The 24,116-nt window shown below is 34.3% G+C and carries 16 protein-coding genes, 1 tRNA gene and 7 pseudogenes; 4 read left to right on the top strand and 20 right to left on the bottom strand.

Translation table 11 applies throughout. The features are described from left to right. Positions 1-249: 249 nt before the first annotated feature. From ACQ9BO_RS07130 to ACQ9BO_RS07050, 17 genes and pseudogenes are all read right to left on the bottom strand, one after another. A complete protein-coding gene (locus ACQ9BO_RS07130; protein WP_431244143.1) occupies positions 250-1,173 on the bottom strand; it encodes a hypothetical protein in 924 nt (307 codons plus the stop codon). A 776-nt stretch (positions 1,174-1,949) separates the two neighbouring features. Then, positions 1,950-2,023: transfer RNA gene (locus tag ACQ9BO_RS07125), tRNA-Arg, on the bottom strand. An 86-nt stretch (positions 2,024-2,109) separates the two neighbouring features. Beyond that, positions 2,110-2,559: a GatB/YqeY domain-containing protein gene (locus ACQ9BO_RS07120; protein WP_431244142.1), complete on the bottom strand. Its 450-nt coding sequence runs from the start codon at positions 2,557-2,559 to the stop codon at positions 2,110-2,112. A 263-nt stretch (positions 2,560-2,822) separates the two neighbouring features. Then, positions 2,823-4,805 (bottom strand): cell division protein FtsZ, encoded by a 1,983-nt coding sequence (gene ftsZ, locus ACQ9BO_RS07115; RefSeq protein WP_431244141.1) that lies wholly within the window; start codon positions 4,803-4,805, stop codon positions 2,823-2,825. A gap of 93 nt (positions 4,806-4,898) precedes the next feature. After that, positions 4,899-6,320: a cell division protein FtsA gene (gene ftsA / locus ACQ9BO_RS07110; RefSeq protein WP_431244140.1), complete on the bottom strand. Its 1,422-nt coding sequence runs from the start codon at positions 6,318-6,320 to the stop codon at positions 4,899-4,901. Positions 6,321-6,326: 6 nt separating this feature from the next. Next, a pseudogene (locus tag ACQ9BO_RS07105) lies at positions 6,327-7,048 on the bottom strand (cell division protein FtsQ/DivIB). Next, positions 7,035-8,384, bottom strand: coding sequence for a UDP-N-acetylmuramate--L-alanine ligase (gene murC / locus ACQ9BO_RS07100; protein WP_431244139.1), 1,350 nt, complete (start codon positions 8,382-8,384; stop codon positions 7,035-7,037). The pseudogene ACQ9BO_RS07105 and the gene murC overlap by 14 nt, the downstream one beginning before the upstream one ends. Before the next feature lie 73 nt (positions 8,385-8,457). Further along, positions 8,458-9,547 (bottom strand): annotated as a pseudogene (gene murG, locus ACQ9BO_RS07095) (undecaprenyldiphospho-muramoylpentapeptide beta-N-acetylglucosaminyltransferase). Between the two features lie 45 nt (positions 9,548-9,592). Beyond that, positions 9,593-10,903: an FtsW/RodA/SpoVE family cell cycle protein gene (locus ACQ9BO_RS07090; protein WP_431244138.1), complete on the bottom strand. Its 1,311-nt coding sequence runs from the start codon at positions 10,901-10,903 to the stop codon at positions 9,593-9,595. 54 nt (positions 10,904-10,957) lie between these two features. After that, complete coding sequence (locus tag ACQ9BO_RS07085) at positions 10,958-11,317, bottom strand: four helix bundle protein (RefSeq protein ID WP_431244137.1); 360 nt, start codon at positions 11,315-11,317, stop codon at positions 10,958-10,960. A 75-nt stretch (positions 11,318-11,392) separates the two neighbouring features. Next, positions 11,393-12,725: pseudogene (gene murD / locus ACQ9BO_RS07080) on the bottom strand (UDP-N-acetylmuramoyl-L-alanine--D-glutamate ligase). Then, positions 12,726-13,959, bottom strand: a pseudogene (gene mraY, locus ACQ9BO_RS07075) (phospho-N-acetylmuramoyl-pentapeptide-transferase). It lies immediately after the preceding pseudogene. A gap of 63 nt (positions 13,960-14,022) precedes the next feature. After that, positions 14,023-15,486, bottom strand: coding sequence for a UDP-N-acetylmuramoyl-L-alanyl-D-glutamate--2,6-diaminopimelate ligase (locus tag ACQ9BO_RS07070; RefSeq protein WP_431244136.1), 1,464 nt, complete (start codon positions 15,484-15,486; stop codon positions 14,023-14,025). After that, entirely contained in the window at positions 15,483-17,492 is a 2,010-nt protein-coding gene (locus ACQ9BO_RS07065) for a penicillin-binding protein (protein WP_431244135.1), read from the bottom strand. The genes ACQ9BO_RS07070 and ACQ9BO_RS07065 overlap by 4 nt, the downstream gene beginning before the upstream one ends. Next, a pseudogene (locus ACQ9BO_RS07060) lies at positions 17,483-17,829 on the bottom strand (FtsL-like putative cell division protein). The gene ACQ9BO_RS07065 and the pseudogene ACQ9BO_RS07060 overlap by 10 nt, the downstream one beginning before the upstream one ends. Before the next feature lie 76 nt (positions 17,830-17,905). After that, positions 17,906-18,737: pseudogene (gene rsmH / locus ACQ9BO_RS07055) on the bottom strand (16S rRNA (cytosine(1402)-N(4))-methyltransferase RsmH); the annotation flags it as partial. Next, a pseudogene (locus ACQ9BO_RS07050) lies at positions 18,724-19,196 on the bottom strand (division/cell wall cluster transcriptional repressor MraZ). The pseudogenes rsmH and ACQ9BO_RS07050, both read right to left, overlap by 14 nt. 377 nt (positions 19,197-19,573) lie before the next feature. Here ACQ9BO_RS07050 and ACQ9BO_RS07045 point away from each other — a divergent pair. The 3 genes from ACQ9BO_RS07045 to ACQ9BO_RS07035 all read left to right on the top strand — a co-directional run bounded on the left by ACQ9BO_RS07045 (position 19,574) and on the right by ACQ9BO_RS07035 (position 21,752). After that, a complete protein-coding gene (locus ACQ9BO_RS07045) occupies positions 19,574-20,338 on the top strand; it encodes an alpha/beta fold hydrolase (RefSeq protein WP_132989404.1) in 765 nt (254 codons plus the stop codon). Between the two features lie 43 nt (positions 20,339-20,381). Then, complete coding sequence (gene yihA, locus ACQ9BO_RS07040) at positions 20,382-21,002, top strand: ribosome biogenesis GTP-binding protein YihA/YsxC (protein ID WP_431244134.1); 621 nt, start codon at positions 20,382-20,384, stop codon at positions 21,000-21,002. A 117-nt stretch (positions 21,003-21,119) separates the two neighbouring features. Then, positions 21,120-21,752 (top strand): hypothetical protein, encoded by a 633-nt coding sequence (locus ACQ9BO_RS07035; RefSeq protein ID WP_431244133.1) that lies wholly within the window; start codon positions 21,120-21,122, stop codon positions 21,750-21,752. 80 nt (positions 21,753-21,832) lie between these two features. On the opposite strand, the gene gldC is transcribed toward ACQ9BO_RS07035, so the two are convergent. Genes gldC through ACQ9BO_RS07020 form a run of 3 tightly spaced genes read right to left on the bottom strand, consistent with a single transcriptional unit; the run spans position 21,833 to position 23,081 of the window. Further along, positions 21,833-22,168, bottom strand: coding sequence for a gliding motility protein GldC (gene gldC, locus ACQ9BO_RS07030; protein WP_162847875.1), 336 nt, complete (start codon positions 22,166-22,168; stop codon positions 21,833-21,835). Continuing rightward, positions 22,168-22,836 (bottom strand): gliding motility lipoprotein GldB, encoded by a 669-nt coding sequence (locus ACQ9BO_RS07025; protein WP_431244132.1) that lies wholly within the window; start codon positions 22,834-22,836, stop codon positions 22,168-22,170. The genes gldC and ACQ9BO_RS07025 overlap by 1 nt, the downstream gene beginning before the upstream one ends. After that, positions 22,800-23,081 (bottom strand): hypothetical protein, encoded by a 282-nt coding sequence (locus ACQ9BO_RS07020; RefSeq protein ID WP_431244131.1) that lies wholly within the window; start codon positions 23,079-23,081, stop codon positions 22,800-22,802. Before ACQ9BO_RS07020 ends, ACQ9BO_RS07025 begins: the two co-directional genes overlap by 37 nt. A 140-nt stretch (positions 23,082-23,221) precedes the next feature. On the opposite strand from ACQ9BO_RS07020, the gene nadE reads away from it, so the two are divergent. After that, the gene (gene nadE / locus ACQ9BO_RS07015) at positions 23,222-24,028 is read left to right on the top strand and encodes an NAD(+) synthase (RefSeq protein ID WP_431244130.1); all 807 of its coding nucleotides are present in this window, start codon (positions 23,222-23,224) and stop codon (positions 24,026-24,028) included. Positions 24,029-24,116: the final 88 nt, after the last annotated feature.

Raw genomic sequence — 24,116 nt, 5'->3', positions numbered from 1 at the left:
TTTGTTTTAAAAATCAATCTATCTCTAAATTCTTCAGACCGTTTATCGAAACTTACACACTCAATCGTCTTTAGATCACACTACACTAATTCATAATCATTACTTTATCTTTTTAATTAGAATTCATTTTTTTAATGATACAAAAAAGTAGGAGACAATAAATTAAGAGCGGTGGAGCAGAACCCGCGTAAATAAACGTGAAATTCCTTTTTAGTTTTACAAGCAGTCATTTTTTTATAACTACTGGTTTTATTCGGGTTTGTTTATTGATAAATAGCCGCTAAAAACAATTCCTTTATAACTCTCGCCTTCATCATCGTTAAAGATAACATAAGTCAAATTACCTTTTCTTCCATTCTTATAGATATATTCTGTACTGTAATCACTCTCTTTTTCGACCATTGCCCCATAAGGAAGTTTTGTAATAAAATACTCTTTGTTTTCAAAAAAGTCGTCGCTGTAGGTATTGTCATACATTTCTAAACCTTGCGGCGCAGTTACGAATCTTTCTCTGTTTTCATGTGGATCAAAAACTAGAATGTTTTCAATTTCTTTAAGATCTATATATTTTACACCTTCATTTTTTAGAAATATCTTCGCAAAGTATTTAGTTGATGTTCCTTGTTTTTGCACGTTTATTTCTCTTAAATACTTAAATGAAATACTTGAAGAAATTATTTTATAATTATTTGTGCTCTCAAGTTCGTATACTTTTAAAGAGTCTTGATCTGCATAAATTTCGTCGTTATTGTTTTTGGTATTGTATAATGATTTAGGCGGCTTTTCAACGGGAAAATCAGCTTTGCTTAATAAAAGGTCAACTGATAAAAGATTGAAAAAGTATCCTTTTGATGGATTCTCTTTGCTTTTAAAATAATCACTTATTTTTTTACCATCAAAAGACATATAACTGAAAGTGTAATTCTTTCTGTAGAACTCATAGCGTTCTTCATACTTAATTGGATAATCAGAAATAACATTCTTTGTTAAAGTATCGGTAATAGAAACAGTCCCGTCAAAGAAATTTTCATCATTGATGTGATAGCCTTCTCTTCGATAGCTTGATTCGGAATCCCCTCCATAGCTTTCGGCAAAAAATTTATGCTCTACTCGATTCAATTTATTTTCCCCATAAAATAAAGTCAATGTATCTGTTTTGTATTTTAAAACCAAACTTTCTTTTTTGTTATAAGGGACAAAAAAATCTCCTTTTTCTAATTCCGCTTTTACTGTTTTTTTATTATTGCTGTTTCTTTCTTTTGACAGGAAATGAAAAGAATGGTTATTATTAAAATTAGTTTTTTCATGTAGTTTTTTAGCTAAAATAATGTAATTATTGCATGTTATATTTATAAATAACTGCGTAAAGCATTTTATTCTTTACGCAGTTCTATAATTTGACCGATCTTTAGCTTGGTTTTATCACTAGACTAAATATACTATGGTTATTGCAAGAATAGATATTCTTTGTATTCGTGTATGTCTTCAAACTAATTTGGACTTTTCCTAAAGGAGTGTTTTTTTTTAATTATTTCAAAGATAAATTTAATTTTTGATTGGTTTTGTTTTTCAAATTTTGGCATTCATTTTTTCTTTTTTCATAGGCTTGTTTTTTTAAGTTTTTCCGTTCTTTTAAACGGCTTCTCTGGAATATTATATTCCTCAACTATTTGCGTTAAGTCATTAAGATTCCAGCCGGCTTTTTAAATCGCTTCTTAAATTTTTTTTCCGTGTATGTTTGGATATGCTAATTTCATGGAGTTCCAGTTTAAAGGTAACCTGAGCATAAAAGCTGAAAAAGAACCTAAAACTTAACAAATCCATGAAGGGGTTCGAACCGAAATCTCCTGTGAATATAGGCAGTTTCAAAGATAGAAGAAAATGTTAAAAATTTTCGAACCGCAAAAAAAGCCTGAGAATCGGCATTCTCAGGCTTTTAAAGTTTTTAGTGACCGCGGAGGGGTTCGAACCCCCAGCCCTCAGAGCCGAAATCTGATATTCTATCCAGTTGAACTACGCGGTCAGTTTATTTTATGTTTGTGATTTTAGAATGCAAATTTAATCTAAAATCTACATTCTAATCCCGAAACTTCGGGACTAAAATTATATTTACGAAAGTAATTTCTTCACAATTGTAGAAATGGTTTTTCCTTCAGCAGTTCCGCCCAATTGAGCAGATGCCAATCCCATAACTTTACCCATTGAAGCAATTCCAGAAGCTCCTGTTTCAGTGATAATTTTTGCAATAACAGCTTCTACTTCCTCTTCGCTTAATTGAGCTGGTAAAAACTTCTCGATTACTGCTACCTGAGCCAATTCTGGTTCAGCAAGGTCAGGACGATTTTGCTCTGTAAAGATTCTTGCGCTTTCTTTACGTGTTTTTACTAATCTCTGAAGTAATTTAATTTCGTCTTCTTCAGATAAATCTTCTTTAGATCCAGAAGCAGTTGAAGCCAATAACAATTCTGATTTAACAGCTCTTAAAGCTTCTAAAGCTACAGTATCTTTTGCTTTCATGGCGTTTTTGATTTCGTCCATGATTTGTGTTTGTAAACTCATGTTTATGTTTTATTTAAAATAAGCCAATGCCTATTAATTGATAGATTAATTTGGAATTTTTATTTAACTAACTCTATAGTTTGTCAGGCTGAGCGGAGTCGAAACCCTTTCCAACGAGAAGCCCTTCGACTACGCTCAGGGTGACAATATTGTTTTAAAAGTACTATTTAAAAGTCAAATTTCTAAATTCTGTGCGAAGATAAAAAAATAACCCGAAAATTAAATCCAATTTTCGGGTCATCCTTATATTAAGATTTTGAAAACTAATCTACGTTGTCGTGCAAAAATGAATTATTTGAACGCAATTGCAAATCGTTGTTGCTGTCTGTTCCTACAGAAATTCTAGAATTAGTATTATTAGATTGAGAATTCGATAAATCAATTCCTAATCTTTTGTAAGCTGGCTCTTTTTCCAACTCATCAATTCTTGAAACATTATTGTGGAATTTATAATTAAATTCTTTTAGTTTCTTTCTTCTCTCTTCGGCACGCAAACGCAATGTTTCTTCAATTGTCAATTCCATTGGAGAAACTTCAGCTGTTGTTGTGTAATCTGCTTGAGCAACAAAATCAACTCTTGGCTTCAAAGTGATGTTTAATTCTTCTGGCACAGTATCTTCAACCACTTTTTCAACTGGTTTCGAAGCCATTAAATCATTCTCCACTTCCATATATTCTTCTAAAGAATATTTGATGATTCCGTTGTCAGAAAGTTCTGTAACCGGAACAAATGAAACTGGATCATTTACTTTAATATTACGTGTTTCGTTTGTTAACTCAAAAACGATTTTATTTTCTTGTTCTGCAACTGGCTCTTTTTTCACTTCAGGCTCACTTCTGAAAAGTGGCAAATCAAATGAAAAAGTCGTTTGCTCTTCTTTTTCAAAAGTTCTTTGCTGTACTGGTTTTACCTCTTGGTAAGCTGGCACTTCTGGAGCAGAAATTTTAAAATCGATATCTGTAATTGGCGAAACGATTTCAAAAGTTACATCAAGATTTTTGATAAACTCAGACATCACTACCAATTCTTCTTGATTGATTGTTGGTGGCGTTACCGGAGCAACTGGAGTTTGAACTACGGGAGCAACCGTATCTTCCATTAAATCAAAAACAACTTTATCTTCAGATTTTGCAATAGGTGTTTCTGCATTCAAATCAAAAGATGCAAGCGGTTTGTTCGTCAAGTTGTGAACACTTCTTTGTTCGTCTTCTAACGTGTGAATAATTTTCTTTGGCTCAGTATTAACGATTTCGTTTTGTTGTTCAACATCAAAACCAGTCGCAATAATAGTTACAGCAATAGCCTCACCAAGAGCTTCGTCTTCACCAACTCCCATGATAATATTTGCGTTGTAACCAGCCTCCGCTTGAATGTGATCATTGATTTCTCCAATCTCATCAAGCGTTATTTCATTAGATCCAGAAACGATAAGCAACAATACGTTTTTGGCTCCTGTAATTTTATTGTCATTCAACAATGGAGAATCCAATGCTGATACAATTGCATCTTTTGCTCTGTTTTCACCTTCTGACACTGCAGATCCCATAATCGCAGTTCCGCTGTTTGCCAAAACTGTTTTAGCATCGCGTAAATCGATATTTTGAGTATAGTGGTGCGTAATTACTTCAGCAATACCTCTTGAGGCAGTTGCCAAAACTTCGTCAGCTTTTGAAAACCCAGCTTTGAAACCTAGATTCCCGTAAACTTCTCTTAATTTATTATTGTTAATTACGATCAAAGAGTCAACTTGCTTTCGTAATTTTTCGATTCCTAAAAGTGCTTGCTCCTGACGAACTTTCCCTTCAAATTGAAACGGAATCGTCACGATACCCACTGTTAAGATTTCTCTTTCTTTTGCTAATTGTGCGATAACTGGAGCGGCACCTGTACCTGTACCACCACCCATACCAGCAGTAATAAATACCATCTTAGTATTGCGATCCAACATTTTTTCAATATCGGCAATACTTTCAATAGCAGACTGTTGTCCTACATCAGGATTTGCTCCTGCTCCAAGACCTTCTGTTAAATTCATACCCAACTGAATTTTGTTAGGCACCGAACTATTTTGAAGTGCTTGCGAATCTGTATTACAAACGATGAAATCAACGCCTTTAATACCTTGCTTAAACATATGGTTGATAGCGTTGCTACCTCCTCCACCTACACCTATTACTTTGATTACATTTGATTGGTTTTTTGGCAAATCAAATGAAATGCTTCCAAATTCTGAGTTGCTCATCATCTTTTTGGTTTTTAATTCTTATTTAGTACATTTTTTACTTCTTGACTTGGGGCAAAAAGCAATCCTTTTCTCTTTTCTCTATTCGGCTTATATTTATTCAGCGTTGTCTAAAAAATCTTTGATTTTATCGACGTATCTGTCAAAAAATGATCTCCTAATTTTGGTTTCTGTAGATTCTGCTTCTACTTTATTTGTTCTTGTTTCTCTTAGTTCTTCAACAGTTTCTACTCTTTCAACGTAGTTTTCTTCAACTTCGTATCGTTGCTGAACTGGTTGTTGTGCTTGAACCGGAGGGTTTCTGTAAACTACTTTTGGCTGTTCATTTACAATTTCCATCCTAACAGCGCTTTGTGTACTGTTTTCAATACTGTTCATCACTAAACCAACAGCTGTTGCAAACAATGGGCTTGAAATTTCTTCGCTTGAATTTCCTGCTAAATGTTCGTTTGGATATCCAATTCTGGTATCCATTCCAGTAATGTATTCAACTAATTGTTTGATATGTTTTAGTTGTGCTCCACCTCCAGTTAAAACGATTCCTGCAATCAATTTTTTGCGTGGATCTTCGTGTCCGTAAGCTTTGATTTCTGCAAAAACCTGTTCGATAATTTCCACCACACGTGCATGGATGATTTTTGATAAGTTTTTAAGCGAAATCTCTTTCGGCTCTCTTCCTCTTAAACCAGGAATAGAAACAATTTCGTTGTCTTTATTTTCTCCCGGCCAAGCTGATCCGAATTTTATTTTTAAAAGCTCTGCTTGTTTTTCGATAATCGAACAGCCTTCTTTAATATCATCTGTAATTACATTTCCTCCAAAAGGAATAACCGCAGTATGGCGAATAATTCCATCTTTAAAAATGGCCAAATCCGTAGTTCCACCTCCAATATCGATTAATGCAACACCCGCTTCTTTTTCTTCTTGGCTCAAAACAGCATCTGCCGAAGCCAATGGCTCCAAAGTCAATCCTGACAATTCAATTCCTGAACTCTGAATACATCTTCCAACATTTCTGATTGAAGATGCCTGACCAACTACAACGTGAAAACTAGATTCTAATCTTCCGCCGTACATTCCGATTGGCTCTTTAATCTCAGATTGCCCGTCGATTTTGAATTCTTGTGGCAAAACGTGAATAATTTCTTCACCCGGCAACATTGCCAATTTATTCACCTGATCAATTAAAAGCTGAATATCTTTTTCGCCAATTACTTCCTCCGGATTATTACGGCTGATGTAATCTGTATGCTGAATACTTCTGATATGTTGCCCAGCAATACCCACAACAACATCTTTTATTTTGTAACCTGAATTGTTTTCCGCCTCAAGTATTGCTTGCTGGATTGATTGAATAGTTTGCGTGATATTATTTACCACTCCTCTTGCAACTCCCAAACTTTTGGATTTTCCAATACCCAAAATTTCCAATTTGCCATACTCATTCTTCTTGCCTATCATGGCAACTATCTTTGTCGTTCCAATATCTAGACCTACTGCAATGTTATCTTTTTCCATTTTCTATTATTTTGTGCAAACTACTTGTTCCGTAAACCTAAGGTCAATTTTATTGTATTTGTATAACGAACTATCTAAAACTGCTTTTTGAAAAAACGCTTTATAGTTTCTAAATTTCTTATCAACATTCATCGTTCTGCCAAAATCTATGAAGTAATCATAATTTCGATTAAACATTTTTAGGTCGCCATTAGGCATAATTTGTATTGCAATGATGTTTTTTTCAAAAACGCATCGTCATAAATTGTGCGAAATAAAGCGACTAAATCTTCGTTATTTTTTTCATTTATTGCCCCTGAAACAAGAGGAACTCGCGCTGTAAAATTGTCTGACAAAGGCATTTTATTTCCCTCGTAGTCAATATAAAAAGATCGATCACCATCAAGAATCCTTGCTATTGGTGTCTTCTGTTTTACCCTCGCTTTTAGAACACCATCGATACTTACAAAAACATCTGACTTCTCAATCATGTCTTGCGCATCAAGGGTTTTCTCTATCTTATTCAAATCTACTTCATCTTTTCTAATACTACTAGCGTCTCTTTTATTTTCTATCAACAATTTATTAACCGTTTCTGCTTTGACAAAAAGAGCATTTTCTCCTACAAAAACAACTACAGATTTCTTCAATTTTCTATCTCCATTTCGATGTTGGGCGAAGGAATATAGAAAAAGAACTAGTCCGAAAATAAGTACTAATCTAATATTTGTCCAATTAAATATTTTCATTTAGCATCTGTTTAATTGATGGTACCATCTCTCCAATATCACCTGCTCCTATTGTTACAATTATCGGCGCATCGTTTGCTTTGATTTGTGCCAATAAATCTTCTTTTGCGACAATTTTTTTGTTCGAATTTGTCATTTTGCCTAAAAGCCATTCTGAAGTCACTCCTTCCATAGGAAGTTCTCTTGCCGGATAAATATCCATTAAAAATACTTCGTCAAACTGAGACAAGCTTTCTGCAAATCCATCCACGAAATCCTTTGTTCTACTGAACAAATGCGGCTGGAAAATTGCCAAAACTTTCTTTCCCGGATATAATTCTCTAACTGCTTGATGAACAGCATTAATTTCTGTTGGATGATGTGCATAATCATCTATGTAAACTAACTTATCCGATTTAATCTGATAAGAAAAACGTCTTCTGATTCCTCTGAATGAAGCAATGGCTTTTGCAATGGACTCGGTCGGGGTGCCGAAAGTTTTTGCCATCGCAATAGCCATCAATCCATTCATTAAATTGTGTTTTCCAGGCAATCCAAAATGAAGATCTTTTATTATTTCTGATGGCGTTTGAACATCAAAAACATAGCTTCCATCTTCAATTCGAACATTGTAGGCCTTATATACCGCATCTTCGTTTATCGCACATTGAACGCCTTCTAAAGGCAATTCTTTAGTAATAAACAGATTGTTTTTATCTTCTACTTTTGAAGCAAATTCCCTAAAAGAATCTTCAATAGCATCACTTGTTCCATAAATATCCAAATGATCTGCATCCATTGAAGTTATACAGGCAATATTTGGATGCAAGTGTAAAAACGATCTATCAAATTCATCAGCTTCAACAACTGTCACGGTTTTCCCCGTTCCAATTAAATTTGAGTTGTAATTTTCTACAATTCCACCAACAAACGCCGTAACATCTGCTCCGCTTTCAAATAAAATATGTCCTAAAATACTTGATGTTGTCGTTTTGCCATGTGTTCCAGCAACTGCGAAACTAAATGTGTCTTTGGTGATAATCCCTAAAACCTCGGCACGTTTTTTAATTTCGTAATTTCTTTCAATAAAATAATTCCACTCTGAATGCGATTTCGGCACTGCTGGAGTAAAAATCACCAATGTATTTTCTACAAAATAATCAGTAGGAATCAAATTAATATTATCCTCAAAATGAATATCAATACCACTTTCAATTAATTCACTTGTAAGCATTGATGGCGTTTTGTCGTAACCTGAAACTTGTTTTCCAATATATTTGAAATAACGAGCCAGAGCACTCATTCCGATGCCTCCGATACCTATAAAATAAACGTTTTGTATTTGATTTAAATTCATAATTCAGTCTTAATGTCTTAAAGTCAAAAGTTTTTAAAGTCGCGCACTTTGCGTCTTTAACTTTTGACAACTCCTATTTAATTAACTTCACAATTTCAGCCACGATGTCTTGTGTAGCTTTCGGTTTTGCAAGTTTTTTAATGTTATCACTCAATTGTTTTTGTTTCCCTTCATCTTTTAACAACGCTTCAAAAACAATACTAAATTCGCCGTCTAATTCAGATTCTTTCAACAAAATTGCACCTTTTGCATCTACAATTGCTTGTGCATTTTTGGTTTGATGATCTTCGGCCACATTTGGCGACGGAATAAATATTACTGGTTTCCCAACAATACATAATTCTGAAACTGATGACGCGCCGGCTCTTGAAATAATCACATCCGCGTACAGCGTAAACAAAATCCATTCTTTCAATGAAATCAACCACTTTTACATTTGGCTGATTGTATTTTTTATAATCTTCAAAATATAATTTTCCGCATTGCCAGATTATTTGAACACCTTGCGAAAGAAAATTTTGCAATTCTTTTTCAATTAATTGATTGATTCTGCGTGCACCTAAACTTCCGCCCAAAACCAATAGTGTTTTTTTATTTGGATCCAAACCATAAAACGCAATTGCTTCGTCGCGTTTACTGTTAATATCGATTAAATCCTGACGCACTGGATTTCCAGTCAAAATAATTTTATCTGCTGGAAAAAAACGCTCCAAATTATCGTAAGCAACACAAATCGAATTTGCTTTTTTACTCAACAATTTATTTGTTATCCCCGGAAAAGAATTCTGTTCCTGAATAACCGTTGGAATTCCTGCTGATCCTGCCGCTTGTAATAATGGCCCACTAGCAAAACCGCCAGTTCCAATTACAACATTCGGTTTGAACTTTTTAATGATTCTTCTTGATTCCAATAAACTTGTCGCCAATTTTAACGGAAACATCATATTTTGCAAAGTCAATTTGCGCTGTAATCCAGCAATCCAAAGACCTTTAATCTCATATCCTGCCTGAGGCACTTTCTGCATTTCCATTTTATCTTTGGCACCAACAAATAGAAATTCTGCATCAGGAAATTGTAATTTTAATTCATTTGCAATCGCAATTGCAGGATAAATGTGCCCTCCTGTTCCTCCTCCGCTAAGTATGAATTTATACTTTGTCATCGTTCTAAAAATTACACCTTTTTAAAAAATCTTTATATTTTAATCTTATCTATTTAAAACTGCATTCATCGGATTTCTTGAATTATCTTCGATTGAATACATTGCCTCTTCTTCATATACTTCATCCGCAGGCAAATCTTCTTCTGCTAATTCTTTGTCAATTAATCTTTGAAGCGCTTCTTTTCGTCTCTCCTTCTCTTCTTTTTCTTCAGCTATTTCTTCTTCTTTTTTTGTAACACTAATGATAATTCCGAGACCTAAACATGTCATCCAGATCGAACTTCCTCCTGAACTTATCAGTGGTAATGTTTGTCCTGTAACCGGCAACAATTCAACTGCAACCGCCATATTGATCATCGCCTGAAATATCATCGGGAAACCGAGCCCAACGACAACAAGTTTTCCAAACAATGTATTGGCTTTATGCGATGCGATCACAAATCGGAACAAAAGCAATAAATACAAAATCACTATTGCTACGCCGCCAACCAATCCATATTCTTCGACAATAATGGCATAAATAAAATCGGAAGAAGATTGTGGCAAAAAGTTTTTCTGAACACTTTTTCCAGGCCCCAATCCGCCAAGTCTTCCAGATGCAATTGCAATTTTTGCTTTCTCAATCTGATAATCGTCTTCGTCAGGTTTATCAGTGGTAAAGTTCATAATACGACTTTCCCAAGTTGAAACCCTGCTGAAAAATCTCGAATCAGGAAAAGCTTTTGCAACTAAAAGGAAAAATGCCAACATCGCTACTCCTGAACCTATAATAATTCCGATATGTTTTAACGGATATTTCCCAATGAACGTAAGCATTAAAACCATTGCAAAAATCAACGCTGTCGTTGAAAAGTTAGCAGGCAGAATTAATGCCAATGTAATAAATACAGGAATCCAAAGCTGAACAAACGACACTTGAAAAGGTTCGTTTTCTTCTTTAGTTTTTGACAAATATCGCGCTACAAATATGAACAAAACAATCGAAGCCAATGTCGAAGTCTGAAATGTAATTCCGATAAAAGGCACCTGAATCCAGCGGCTCGCATTTGCTCCGGCAATAACTGTTCCTTTTAACAATGTATAAAGCAATAAAAACCAAACTATTGGCAAAGCAATTTTTGAAATCGCTCTGAAATAATGATACGGAACCCTATGTACCCAGTAAATAATCAAGAAACCAATACACACATGCGCTAAATGTTTCACTAAATAACCCAGTGTATTTCCTGTTCCGTGACCTATATATGCTAAATTACTACTCGCACTAAAAACAGGCATAAACGAAAACAGCGCTAATAAAGCCACGAATGACCATATTACTCTATCTCCTTTTAGTTTGTTTACTAGCTCCTTCATTTAATTTTAGATTTCTGATTTTAGATTTTAGATTGCTTTTTAAAACCTTTAATTTTATTGATTGATTCTTTTATTTACTGTTTTTAAACTGCTTACAAAAATTGCTGTTAATTCATTGGCTTCTTTCAAAATCATTTCTAAATCTGATTTATCACTCCAATCTTTTTCTTTTATAATTTCTAACCAAAATAAAGTTTCATCAGCTTCTTCTAAAACAATATTCATCTTGGAAATAAATTCTTTATCGCTTCTAGCTCTACAAACTGCTCTATAATTTGCTCCGACTGATGTTCCACTTCTTACAATTTGATTTGCAATTACTTTTACAATATATGTATTAGATAATTTTTCGGCTAAACCAATTATACTCAAAGAGAATGCTTTTGTTCTCAATTTCATTTCATCCGTCGTCATAATCAAAAAGAACTTTTATATTTTTTTAGTTCAAAGTTTAGCAACAATCTAAAATCTGAACTCTAAAATCTAAAATTATAAATTATGTACCGCTTGCTTGAATTGTTTTCCACGATCTTCGTAATTTTCGAACAAATCGAAACTTGCGCAAGCTGGAGACAACAAAACAGCATCACCCTTTTCTGTTAATCTTTGGGCAGTTTTCACTGCATCATTCATATTATTTACTTCCACCATAATATCAACAACATTTCCAAAAGCTTCAATAATTTTGCGATTATCAATTCCTAAGCAGATAATTGCCTTAACTTTTTCGCGAACTAACGACATTAATTCGTTGTAATCATTTCCTTTGTCAACTCCACCCACGATCCAAACAGTTGGCACATTCATGCTGTCTAAAGCAAAGAAAGTCGCATTAACGTTTGTCGCTTTCGAATCGTTGATATATTGTACATTCTGAATTTTTAATACTTTTTCTAAACGGTGCTCAACACCTTGGAAATTAGATAGACTTTCACGAATTGTTGCATTTCTAATTTGCATCAATTTTGCCACAGAGCTTGCTTGCCATTGCATTTTTCATATTATGTTTTCCTTCTAACGCAATGTGTTCTGTATCCATTGTAAACTCTTCTTGGTTGATCTTTATTTCCATTTTGTTGTTATTTATAGAAGCTCCTTCTTTAAGATTTTTAGTCAATGAAAAAGGAATTAATTTCGCTTTTGTTGTATTATTTTTTAACCACTCTGTGCTTGCCTCATCATCAGCATCATAAATCAGATAATCACTTTCAGTCTGATTCATTGTTATTCTGAACTTCGAATTGATATAATTTTCATATTTATACTCATATCGATCTAAGTGATCCGGGCTGATATTCGTAATTATGGCAATATCTGGCCTATAATCTATGATTCCATCAAGTTGAAAACTGCTTAATTCAAGAACGTATGCATCAAATTTATTTTCGGCCACTTGCCAAGCAAAGCTTTTTCCAATATTTCCTCCCAATCCCACATTCAATCCAGCCGATTTTAGTAAGTGGTAAGTCAGCATTGTAGTTGTCGTTTTACCATTGCTCCCTGTAATTCCAACTGTAAGCGCTTCCGTATAAGGCTTCGCAAATTCAATTTCCGAAATCACTTTTACTCCGGCCGCAATCAGCTTTTTTACTATTGGAGATTTCTCAGGAATTCCAGGGCTTTTCATCACGACATCGGCGTTCAGAATTAAATCTTCTGTATGCTGTTCTTCTTCCCAAGCAATTTTATTAATGATAAGAACTTCTTTATAACTTTCTTTTATCTTTCCGAAATCAGATACAAAAACATCATATCCTTTTTTCTTTCCGAGAATGGCGGTCCCCACACCACTTTCTCCTCCTCCAAGCACAACCAGCCTCATCTATCTTAATTTTAAAGTAACGATTGACAATATGGCTAACATGATGGCAACAACCCAGAATCTGGTTACGATTTTACTTTCGTGGTACCCTTTTTTCTGATAATGATGATGAAGAGGCGACATCAAGAAAATTCTTCGTCCCTCGCCATATCTCTTTTTAGTAAATTTGAAATAACTCACTTGTAAAACCACTGAGAAATTCTCTACTAAAAAGATTCCGCATAATAATGGAATCAATAATTCTTTACGAGACGGCAATCGCTAAAACCGCTATAATTCCTCCAATTGTCAAACTTCCTGTATCTCCCATAAAAACAGATGCTGGATAAGAATTGTACCAAAGAAATCCAATCAAAGCCCCAACAAATGCCGATATAAATACAGTCATTTCTCCCGAATTTGGGATATACATGATATTCAAATAATTAGAAAAAATGATATTACCAGAAACGAATGTAAATATGCCGAGTGCGAGCACCGATATTGCAGAAGTTCCGGCGACAAGACCATCAATTCCGTCTGTTAGATTTGCTCCGTTAGAAACCGCTGTAATGATGAAAATTACAACCGGAATAAAAATCAACCAAGCCCATTTTTCATATCCTTCGCCTGTCCAAGCCAATAGTTCAGCATAATCAAATTCGTTATTTTTTACAAAAGGGATTGTCGTTGCTGTTGATTTTTCCTCAACTGGTGCCGGCAAAATAACCGTTGTATTTTGTGATGCTTTAAAAACATCAGTTCTTCCAGTATCTGTTCGTACTGTAACAGCCGGGCTAAAATAAAGAACCGCACCTACGATTATTCCCAAACCAACTTGACCAATAACTTTAAAAATTCCTTTTAGACCTTCTTTATCTTTTTTGAATATTTTAATATAATCATCAATAAAACCAATTGCACCCATCCAAAGTGTAGTCACAATAAGCAATACGATGTATATATTATGCAAGCGTGCAAACAACAAAACAGGCACAAGGGTTGCAAAAATGATAATCAAACCTCCCATTGTTGGCGTTCCAGCTTTTTCATTTTGCCCTTGAAGACCAAGCTCACGAACCGTTTCACCTACTTGTTGACGACGCAAAAAGTTGATAATCCTTTTTCCGTAAATCGTAGATAAAAGCAACGAAAGCATTAAAGCCAAAGCCGATCTGAAAGTGATATATTGAAAAACTCCCGTTCCAGGTATATCTAATGTTTTGTCAAAATATTCAAATAAGTAGTATAGCATATTTTTCTATTTTTTAAATTCCAATTCGTAAAGTGGATTTTGGATTTTGGAATTTCAGTTTTGTTATTTCCCTAGTTGTTCTAAAATTTCTTTTACAGTTTCCATATCATCAAAATGATGGCGAACACCGTTTATCTCTTGATAAGTCTCGTGCCCTTTTCCTGCAATAAGAATAATATCATTTGGCTGAGCCAATTGACAAGCGGTTTTTATTGCTTGTTTTCTGTCCGTAATTCTTAGAATCTTTTTATAATTCTGTCCTTCAACTCCCGCTTCCATTTCATCTAAAATCACTTCAGGATCTTCGTTTCTTGGATTATCAGAAGTTAAAATTGCTTTATCGCTCAATTTTGAAGCGCTTTTTGCCATAACCGGCCTTTTTGTTTTATCTCTATTTCCGCCACAACCAACAACAGTGATTAACTGTTCATTTTTTGTACGAATGTCGTTTATCGTTTTTAAGACATTTTCAAGCGCATCCGGCGTGTGTGCATAATCAACTACCGCTGTTATCTTTTCATTTGAAACTATATATTGAAAACGACCCGAAACACTCTCTAAATCAGACAATAATCGTAACGCTTCCAGACTATCAATTCCTAATTCTACAGCTGTTCCATAAATTGCCAAAACATTGTATGCGTTGAAAGTACCAATTAGCTTTACCCAAACTTCATTATCATTAATTTTCAATAACAAACCTGATAATTGGCTTTCTAAAATCTGCGCTCTGTAATCTGCGTAAGATTTTAATGCGTAAGTCAGTTTTTTAGCAACAGTATTTTGCAACATTACCGATCCGTTTTTATCATCAATGTTTGATAACACAAAAGCCGATTTTGGAAGCGAATCAAAAAATGATTTTTTCACATCTCTATACTCAGCAAAAGTTGGATGATAATCTAAGTGATCGTGTGAAAGATTCGTAAAAATGCCTCCCACAAAATGCAAAGCTTCAGTACGTTTTTGATGAATTCCGTGCGAACTCACTTCCATAAAACAGTGCGTCACTCCTGCTTCTATCATTTCATTTAAAAAATGATTTATTGTAATCGAATCTGGTGTTGTATGCGTTGCTGGATATTCTGTTTCATCAACCATAATTTTTACAGTTGAAAGCAAACCAACTTTAAAACCTGCTTTTTTGAACAATTGAAACAATAATGAAGCAATTGTTGTTTTGCCGTTTGTACCCGTTACGCCAACTAATTTTAGTTTTGCCGATGGATCTTCAAAATAATTAGCGACCATAAAAGCCAACGCTGTATTGGTATCTTTTACCTGAATATAAGTTACATCATTTGCAATATTTGCCGGAAACGTATCGCAAATAATTGCTTTTGCTCCAAGCTGAATTGCCTTTTCGATGTAATCATGTCCATCAGAAAGTGAACCGCGAATGGCCACGAAAATATCATTTGCCTCTATTTTACGTGAATCAAATTCGATTTTCTGAATAGCAACATCCGTTGAACCTTTTACAGATTCAATAGCTACTTTATATAATATGTCTTTTAATACTTTCACGATAATTCTAATACAATTGTTGCGTTCTTGCTAATATTTTGACCAGCTTGAATCGATTGATTCTTCACTTTTCCAATTCCATTTACTTTTACTTTCAAACCTAAATTTTCAAGCAAAGCAATTGCATCCATTCCTGGCATTCCTTTTAAATTCGGAATTACATTTGTTTTCGTATTTGATACTTTATCAAACTTTGCATAACTGATTTCCTGCTTTGGAATCCTAGAATCCAGCTGTTTTATTTTATTTGTTGAAGGCGCATCTGTAAAAATCTTTTGAGCAATTCTTTTAAAAACCGGCCCTGCAACGTCTGCTCCGTAATAATTGTTTTTAGCTGTATTTGGTTTATGCACTACTACAATACAAGAATATTTTGGATGATCTGCCGGAAAATATCCTACGAAAGATGAAGCATAATACAATGCCGATTTTCCTTCTTTCCCACCATAATTCATCTGAGCAGTTCCCGTTTTTCCTGCCATCGAAAAATCTTTCGAATACAACTTAGAACCTGTTCCTTTTTTTACCACATTTTGCAAAACAGCTTTTACTTTTTTAAGTGTTTCTTCAGAGCAAACCTTTGGATTAATTACTTCTGTATCAAACTTTTTAATTGTTTTATTCCATTCTTTAATTTCCGAAACAAATTGCGGCCTTACCATTACACCATTATTTGCTACCGAATTATAAAACGCTAAAGTTTGCATTGGCGTCACTGAAACCGAATAGCCAAAAGCCATCCACGGAAGTGATATTCCCGACCAACGTTTTTCTCCAGGTTGAGGAATAATTGGCCTTCCTTCTCCTTTAAAATGCAATCCTAGAGGTTTATCCAAACCAAAACTTTTAATATGATCTACAAACTTAGATGGATTATTTTTATAGTTATCATAAACCGCCTGAACCATTACCGTATTTGACGAAAGTTCGAATCCGCGCGCTAATGATACTTTTCCATAACCTCCGTTATGCGAATCACGAACAGATCTTCCATAGTATTTAACCACACCACCATGACTGTCATAAACCGTACTTGTATCAGCAACTTTATCCTCTAAAATGGCCATTAAATCAACCAATTTAAAAGTCGATCCAGGTTCATGAGATTCTGCTACAGCATAGTTAGTCGTTTCAGTATATGTTCCATCCTCGCCTCTACCTAAATTTGAAATCGCTTTTACATATCCCGTTTCTGTTTCCATTACCACCACACAACCGTGATCTGCTTCATACTCTTCAAGCTGTTTCAACAAAGCATGATGCGCAATATCTTGAATAAAAACATCTATAGTAGAAATTACATCGTAACCATCAATTGGATCTACTTCGTTTACATCTCGAATAGGTTTCCACTGTCCTTTTGCAATTTTCTGCTTTAAGATTTTTCCATCTTTTCCATTCAAATAGCTTTTAAAAGCCCATTCGATTCCTTTTCCAACTTCAATTCCTGTTGCTGGATCAATTCGGTCGTAACCAATAGTTCTTTCTGCAATTTTACCAATCGGATGTTTTCTAACTGTTTCTTGTTCAATTATAATTCCACCTTTAAAAGCGCCTAAATTGAACAATGGAAAACCTTTAATTTTTACATATTCTGTATAACTCAGCTTTCTAGCAACCAAATAATAACGGTTTTTATTTGCTCTTGCTCTTCTTAATTCTTGTTCGTAATAACCTGCAGGTCGATCCAGAACAGTTGCTAATGAATCTGAAAGCGCTTTTACGTATTTCTCAAAAGTTTCTGTTTTTGGCGCTTTTGCATCAAAACGAATTTCATAATTCGGGATTGATGTTGCCAATAAACTTCCGTCAGCCGAATAAATATTTCCTTTGTTTGCCGGAATCACAAAATTTCTTACTGTACGCTGTTTTGCCAGTTGTCTATAATGATCGCCTTGAACCCACTGAATATTGGTTAATTTAACAACAATAGCAATTGCCATCAAAAAGATGAAAACTGCTACGAGGTAAATTCTGTAGGATATATGTTTATCGTCTACTGCCATATTCTTTTAAAGAAACTTTTTCTTCTTCTTTTTTAACTTCTATTTTTATTGGAGGAACCGTTGATGGAAAAATCTGTTTTTCAAGCATTTTATCCGATATTGTCGATTCCATTTTTAATTTCATCAATTCTGAACGTCGGTCAACAAATTCTGATCTCAATTCTTTTACTTCATTATTCAGTTTTGCAATTTCAAAAACCTTTTGTTCGTATCGCTGTGTATTTGCAATCATCAAAATGGCCAACAAAATGATGAAAACAATGAAACGCCAGTTTTTAATTGCGTCGTCATTGATCAAGAATCTTGCTTTTAATATGCCAAATACTCCACTTTTCATTTCTACCTATATATTATATCTTTTCAGCAATTCTCAATTTTGCGCTTCTCGCTCTATTGTTGATTTTGATTTCAGCGTCGTCTGGAACAATCAATTTCCCGATAGTCTTAAACGGAACTGAAAAATTCCCGTAAAAATCGCGTTCTGGTTCTCCTTCAAACATTCCGTTTTTAATGAATCTTTTTACCAATCGATCTTCTAAAGAATGATAAGAGATTACTGAAAGCCTTCCACCCGGATTCAAAATTTCTAATGACTGTTCAATAAATTCTTTCAGAACGTCCATTTCTTGATTCACTTCAATTCTGATTGCTTGATAAATCTGAGCCAATACTTTGTTTCTAACTTTTTCAGGCAAATATTTCTTCAAGGCTTCTTTTAGCTCATCAGTTGTTTTGATTGGATAATCTCTTCTCGCTTCAACGATTGTTCTAGCTAAAGCTGGCGCGTTTTTCAACTCCCCATAATCAAAAAACACGACGTAAATCCTGTTCTTCATATTCGTTAACCACTCGATAAGCATTCAAATCATTTTTTTGACTCATCCGCATATCAAGTTCGGCATCAAATCTGGTTGAAAAACCTCTTTCAGGAACATCAAACTGATGTGACGAAACTCCTAAATCTGCCAAGATTCCATCAACACCTCTAACACCATGAAAACGCAAGAACCTTTTTATAAATCTAAAATTCTCATTAATTAAAGTAAACCTTTCATCTGGCAGTGCATTTGCAAGTGCATCTTCGTCTTGATCAAAAGCAAACAATTTTCCATTTGGCCCCAAGCGTCTCAAAATTTCTTTTGAATGGCCACCTCCGCCAAAGGTCACATCTACATATATACCATCAGATTTAATGTTTAAACCATCAACTGTTGGATGAAGCAAAACCGGATTATGATATTCCATTGTCGTCGTCATTAATATTTCCCATTACCTCCTCGGCTAAATCAGCAAAATCCATATCTTCGCCGCTTATTGATTTTTCATATAAATCTTTATCCCAAATTTCCACAATATTAACCGCAGAAGAAAAAACAACATCTTTAGAAATACTTGAAAAAGCAACCAGATCTTTCGGCACCAGCAATCTTCCTAATGCATCAATCTCCACCATTTTAACCCCAGCAGTAAATCTTCGAATGAAATCATTGTTTTTTTCACAAAGCGATTAAGCTTGTTGATTTTTTGCATCATCAAATTCCATTCTTCCATTGGATATAATTCTAAACACGGCTGAAAAACGGAGCGTTTCAAAACGAAACCGTCTTGAAGCGATGAAGCCAATTGCTTTTTCAAAGGCGCAGGCATCATTAGCCTTCCTTTAGCATCGACTTTACACTCATATGTCCCAACAATTGTGTTCAAAAAAATCAATTAAGATGTTATAGGACAAAAATATAAAAAATATTACCACATTTTACCACAATATACCACTTTGTTAATAAGTTTAACCACTTTTCTACCACCTTCACTAAGCCATAGACAATCAATAGTTTAACTTATTAATAGCGTTTTCTTAATAACATTAATCATTCAAAAAAATTAAGCACTATTTTTCTTAAAAAAATGATTTTTATATCGATTTCTTAACATTTGGCTTTTTTATCAAAAAACACCCTAAAAGCTGATTTTTAACCACTTATAAATTCTACGTAAATTATCTAGTTAAAAAACGGTGGCAAAAATTCATTTTTATTTATTTAACCCTATATTTGTCCAAATTGAAATTGGCATTAGATTAAATGGACAAACACTACAAAAAAGAAGGCAAATACAGCTATTTTGAAGCTGGAGAAGGAACTCCTATCGTAATTTTACACGGGTTAATGGGAGGCCTTAGTAATTTTGATGGTGTAGCGCAATATTTTCCGTCGAAAGGATACAAAGTGGTAATCCCGGATTTGCCAATCTACACGCAAAGCATTTTAAAAACAAACGTAAAAAGTTTTGCCAAATACGTAAAAGATTTTATTGCTTTTAAAGGTTTTGACAAAGTTATTTTACTAGGAAATTCATTGGGAGGACATATCGCATTGTACCACACAAAACTATACCCGGAAAAAGTTGCAGGACTTGTAATTACCGGAAGTTCTGGCCTTTACGAAAGCGCAATGGGAGATAGCTACCCAAGAAGAGGCGATTACGAATACATCAAAAAGAAAGCTGAAGATGTGTTTTATGATCCTGCTATTGCTACTCCAGAACTGATCGATGAAGTTTATGCAACTGCTAATGACCGAATCAAATTAATCAAGACTTTAACGATTGCCAAAAGCGCAATTCGTCATAATATGGCTAAAGATTTACCAAAAATGACAGTAGAAACCTGCATCATTTGGGGTAAAAATGATTCGGTAACACCTCCAAATGTTGCTGAAGAATTTGATAAATTATTGCCAAATTCAACTTTGTATTGGATTGACAAATGTGGACACGCCGCTATGATGGAACATCCTGATGAATTCAACGAGATTCTTGAAAAATGGCTTACTGAGCAGAAATTATAGTACCTAACTTTCCATTTTTAAGAAAGTTTAAAAACAAAAAAACATGAAAATTACTTCTGCCGAATTCATTGTCAGCAATTCTGACGCTTCAAAATGCCCGGCTGAATTTTTGCCAGAATACGCTTTTATTGGCCGATCAAATGTTGGAAAATCCTCTTTGATCAATATGATTACCAATCATAAAAATTTAGCAAAAACATCTGGAAAACCTGGAAAAACACAGCTGATAAATCACTTCAAAATCAATAATAATTGGTTTTTGGTCGATTTGCCAGGTTATGGATATGCAAAAGTTTCTAAAAAAACAAAATCTGTTTTTCAGCAATTTATCACCGATTATTTTGAAAACAGAGAACAGCTTGTTTGCGCTTTTGTCTTGATCGACATTCGCCACGAAGCTCAAAATATTGACATTGAATTCATGTCCTACATGGGCGAAAGCGAAATTCCGTTTTGCATTATTTTTACCAAAGCAGACAAAATCAGCAGAACAAAAGTTGATTCGCATATTGTCGCCTACAAAAAACAAATGTACGCTAACAACTGGGCCGAAATGCCTCATTATTTTGTTACCTCATCAACAGAATCAATTGGAAAAGAAGAACTTTTAACTTACATAGACGAAGTAAATCAGGAAGTATTCAAAAACAACAACCAATTTTAAATTCCAAATTTTAAAAATACACTAAACAAAATCCCAAATTCCAATTTAAGACTTGGAATTTGGGATTTTTTTATTGGATTTTCTTTTCCTATTTTTGAACGAATTAACTTATTTTCCATGAACAAAACCAAATTAATCTGTAGTATCACTTTCCTTTTTATTTTTTTGTCCTCTTGCAGTAAACCATCATTTCTTTTTTTAACACCTAAGCAAACCGGAGTCGATTTCACTTCAGGAAAATGGCTTTTAAACGAAATAGATGCGCCTAAGAATTCCAAAGATCGCCTGACAGATGAATCTATGAAATTCTTCAGAAAAAACCTTGGAGAGCGCATATCATATATCCACGATGTAAATGGATTGCTTGTTCCTCGAAAAATTCCTTTGAATCCTAATAAAACAAAATTAAAAGAATTGAAAGAAGGTACAGGATTTGACTTCTTCATCAATATTTCTACAAAAAAGAATAAAAGCGACTTCTCTACAATCGAATTATATCAGAGTGATAGTGAAACAGGAAAAAATGAAGCTTCGGTAATTGTCGAAATTTATGATTTGAATCTGCAACAAATAATCTATTCACAAAACGTAGTGGGAATTACAAGAAAAGAAGCTTCAGAGCCAATGTGGCAAACCGAAAAGTCAGATAAACTTATAGACAATATAGCATTCTATAAAAACTCCAACCAATTGATGACAAAAGCTTTGAAGAAAATTTTTAAAGACATAGATAAAAAATCAGTCAAATAACTTTAAAATGATCAATAAAAAAATTCCAAATTCCAATTTTAAAGCTTGGAATTTGGAATTTTTTATTTTAGAATTTCCGACTACTTTGTAAGTTCCAGTTTTTCTGCAAAATAATCACAGAAATCTTTCATTGTATCCGACATTTTCTCGTCGTCTGTTGCACGTTTGAAAGTGTCAGCCATTGCCACTAAAGTCTGGTGGAAAAAGATTTTCATTTCATCCACTGGCATATCTTTTGTCCACAAATCAATACGCATTGTTTCTTTGGCTTTACTGTCCCAAATAGACAACATTATTGCTTTCGCTTCTTCATCACGAACCCCGCCGTCTTGTGCACTCCATGATAATTTTTCTGGAACACGGTTTTCGTCTAATTCTATATTGAATTTAATTTCTGAATTTATTGTATTTGACATTATTTCTTAGGTTTATATTTTGACTTTTCAAAAATCTCTTTTGCATTTACTTTTAGCAATTCCTGCAAAGATACATTGTTATTTTTCATGTACGAACGCACCATCTGCCATCCAATCCATGCGCCTACTCTTCCTGGCGATTCATTATCAATCTCTAAATAAAATTTCGAAAACGGTGCTGGCGCAATAAATCGAGTTGTAAGTTTTGGATCATCACTGTACAACATCTCTTTTTCTAAAAAATAGCGCCACATGTAGGCTTCATTTTCTTCGCACCATTTTATTTGCTCTGGCGTATATCCAATTTTATCGGCATCTGAATATTCAGGCAAAAGCAAATCTTTAGCATAAAGTTGCTTCCCTTCGAAAATCATTTGCGAAATCAAATTTCGATCTGGAAAAGCCGGGATATTTCTGTATGTAAAACTAGAAACTACATCTGGCATTATTTGTTTCTCTTCAAAATTTTGCTTCAAATAAGCAGGAAACTCATAAAACTTATGCTCTTTTCCTAAATACAATTCCAAAGCCACAATAACTAGACTATCAGCATAGATTGCTTTAGTATTATAATCCATTTCTCCAATTACCGTAATTACTTTTGGCGTTTTCGTTTTAGGGAAATAATATTTTACGTGCTGAAAAAGCGAATTAAACTCTTCGCGCACCGGTTCAAAATTGGAGTATTTTTTTGCACCTCAGCATATACTTCACGCCAAATTGGTTCTTGCATTTTTTGGATCCAGACAGCATCGTCATTTCCTGCCGGAAAGAAGTATGGATATTGCTTTTTTAATTTCCCAAGATCTTCTGGCTTGGCTTCAAAAAATGCTTTATCAAAACGTTCAACTTTAATATCTACTGGAATTTCTTCAACTTGTTTTTCGACTTTGCTTTTTTGTTCACAAGACAAAAAAACAAACACAGAAGCACTGCAAAGCGATATAATTTCATTTTATTTTAATTAGATTTGTGTTGCATAAATTTAAATAAATACATACTTAAAAATATTTGTGCAAATATACATCCCTGTATCTTAAAACTTGAACTATTATGGCTAAAAAAAGTACAATTCAAACAGAAAAAGTAAACATCCACATTGTAGAGTGGCTAAAAAATTATGCTGAGAGCGCAAAAGTAAATGGTTTTGTAATTGGAATTTCTGGCGGAGTGGACTCTGCGGTGACTTCGACTTTGTGTGCTCAGACAGGTTTACAGGTTTTATGTGTTGAAATGCCGATTCATCAGGCCGAAAGTCAAGTTTCAAGAGCAAAAGAGCATATTGAACAATTAAAAAAGCGTTTTCCAAACGTTTCAAGCGTGCAAACTGATTTGACTGCTACTTTTGAAGCTTTTAAAAGCGCAGTACCAAAAACTGACGACGAAGCCAAAGTCAATCTTTCTCTAGCAAACACGCGTGCTCGTATTAGAATGACTTCATTATATTATTTGGCTGGAATTCATGGCCTTTTAGTTGCCGGAACCGGAAACAAAGTCGAAGATTTTGGTGTTGGTTTTTACACAAAATATGGCGATGGAGGAGTTGATTTGAGTCCGATTGCTGATTTAATGAAGTCCGATGTTTATGCTTTAGGAGAATTTTTGCAAATCCCGCAATCAATTTTAACAGCCGCACCAACCGATGGATTATTTGGTGATAATCGTACCGATGAAGACCAACTTGGGGCAAGTTATGACGAACTAGAATGGGCGATGTTAGCGGCGGAGTCAGGAAAGACGGCGGGTGACTTTGATGGAAGAGAAAAAACGGTCTTCGAAATTTATAAACGATTAAACACCAGCAACAAGCACAAAATGGAATCAATTCCGGTTTGTTTGATACCAAAAACGTTAAAATAAAAGTTTTAACATTTGTCAGCTATAAACTACAGAATTTATTTATTAATTTTACCGTTCCAAAAACATGATAACAATTCTAAAAAGGTAA

This window comes from Flavobacterium sp. P21 (assembly GCF_050632225.1).
Lineage (GTDB): Bacteria > Bacteroidota > Bacteroidia > Flavobacteriales > Flavobacteriaceae > Flavobacterium.
The sequence above is the reverse complement of the archived record's forward strand: the minus strand, read 5'-3'. Positions and strand labels throughout refer to the sequence as shown.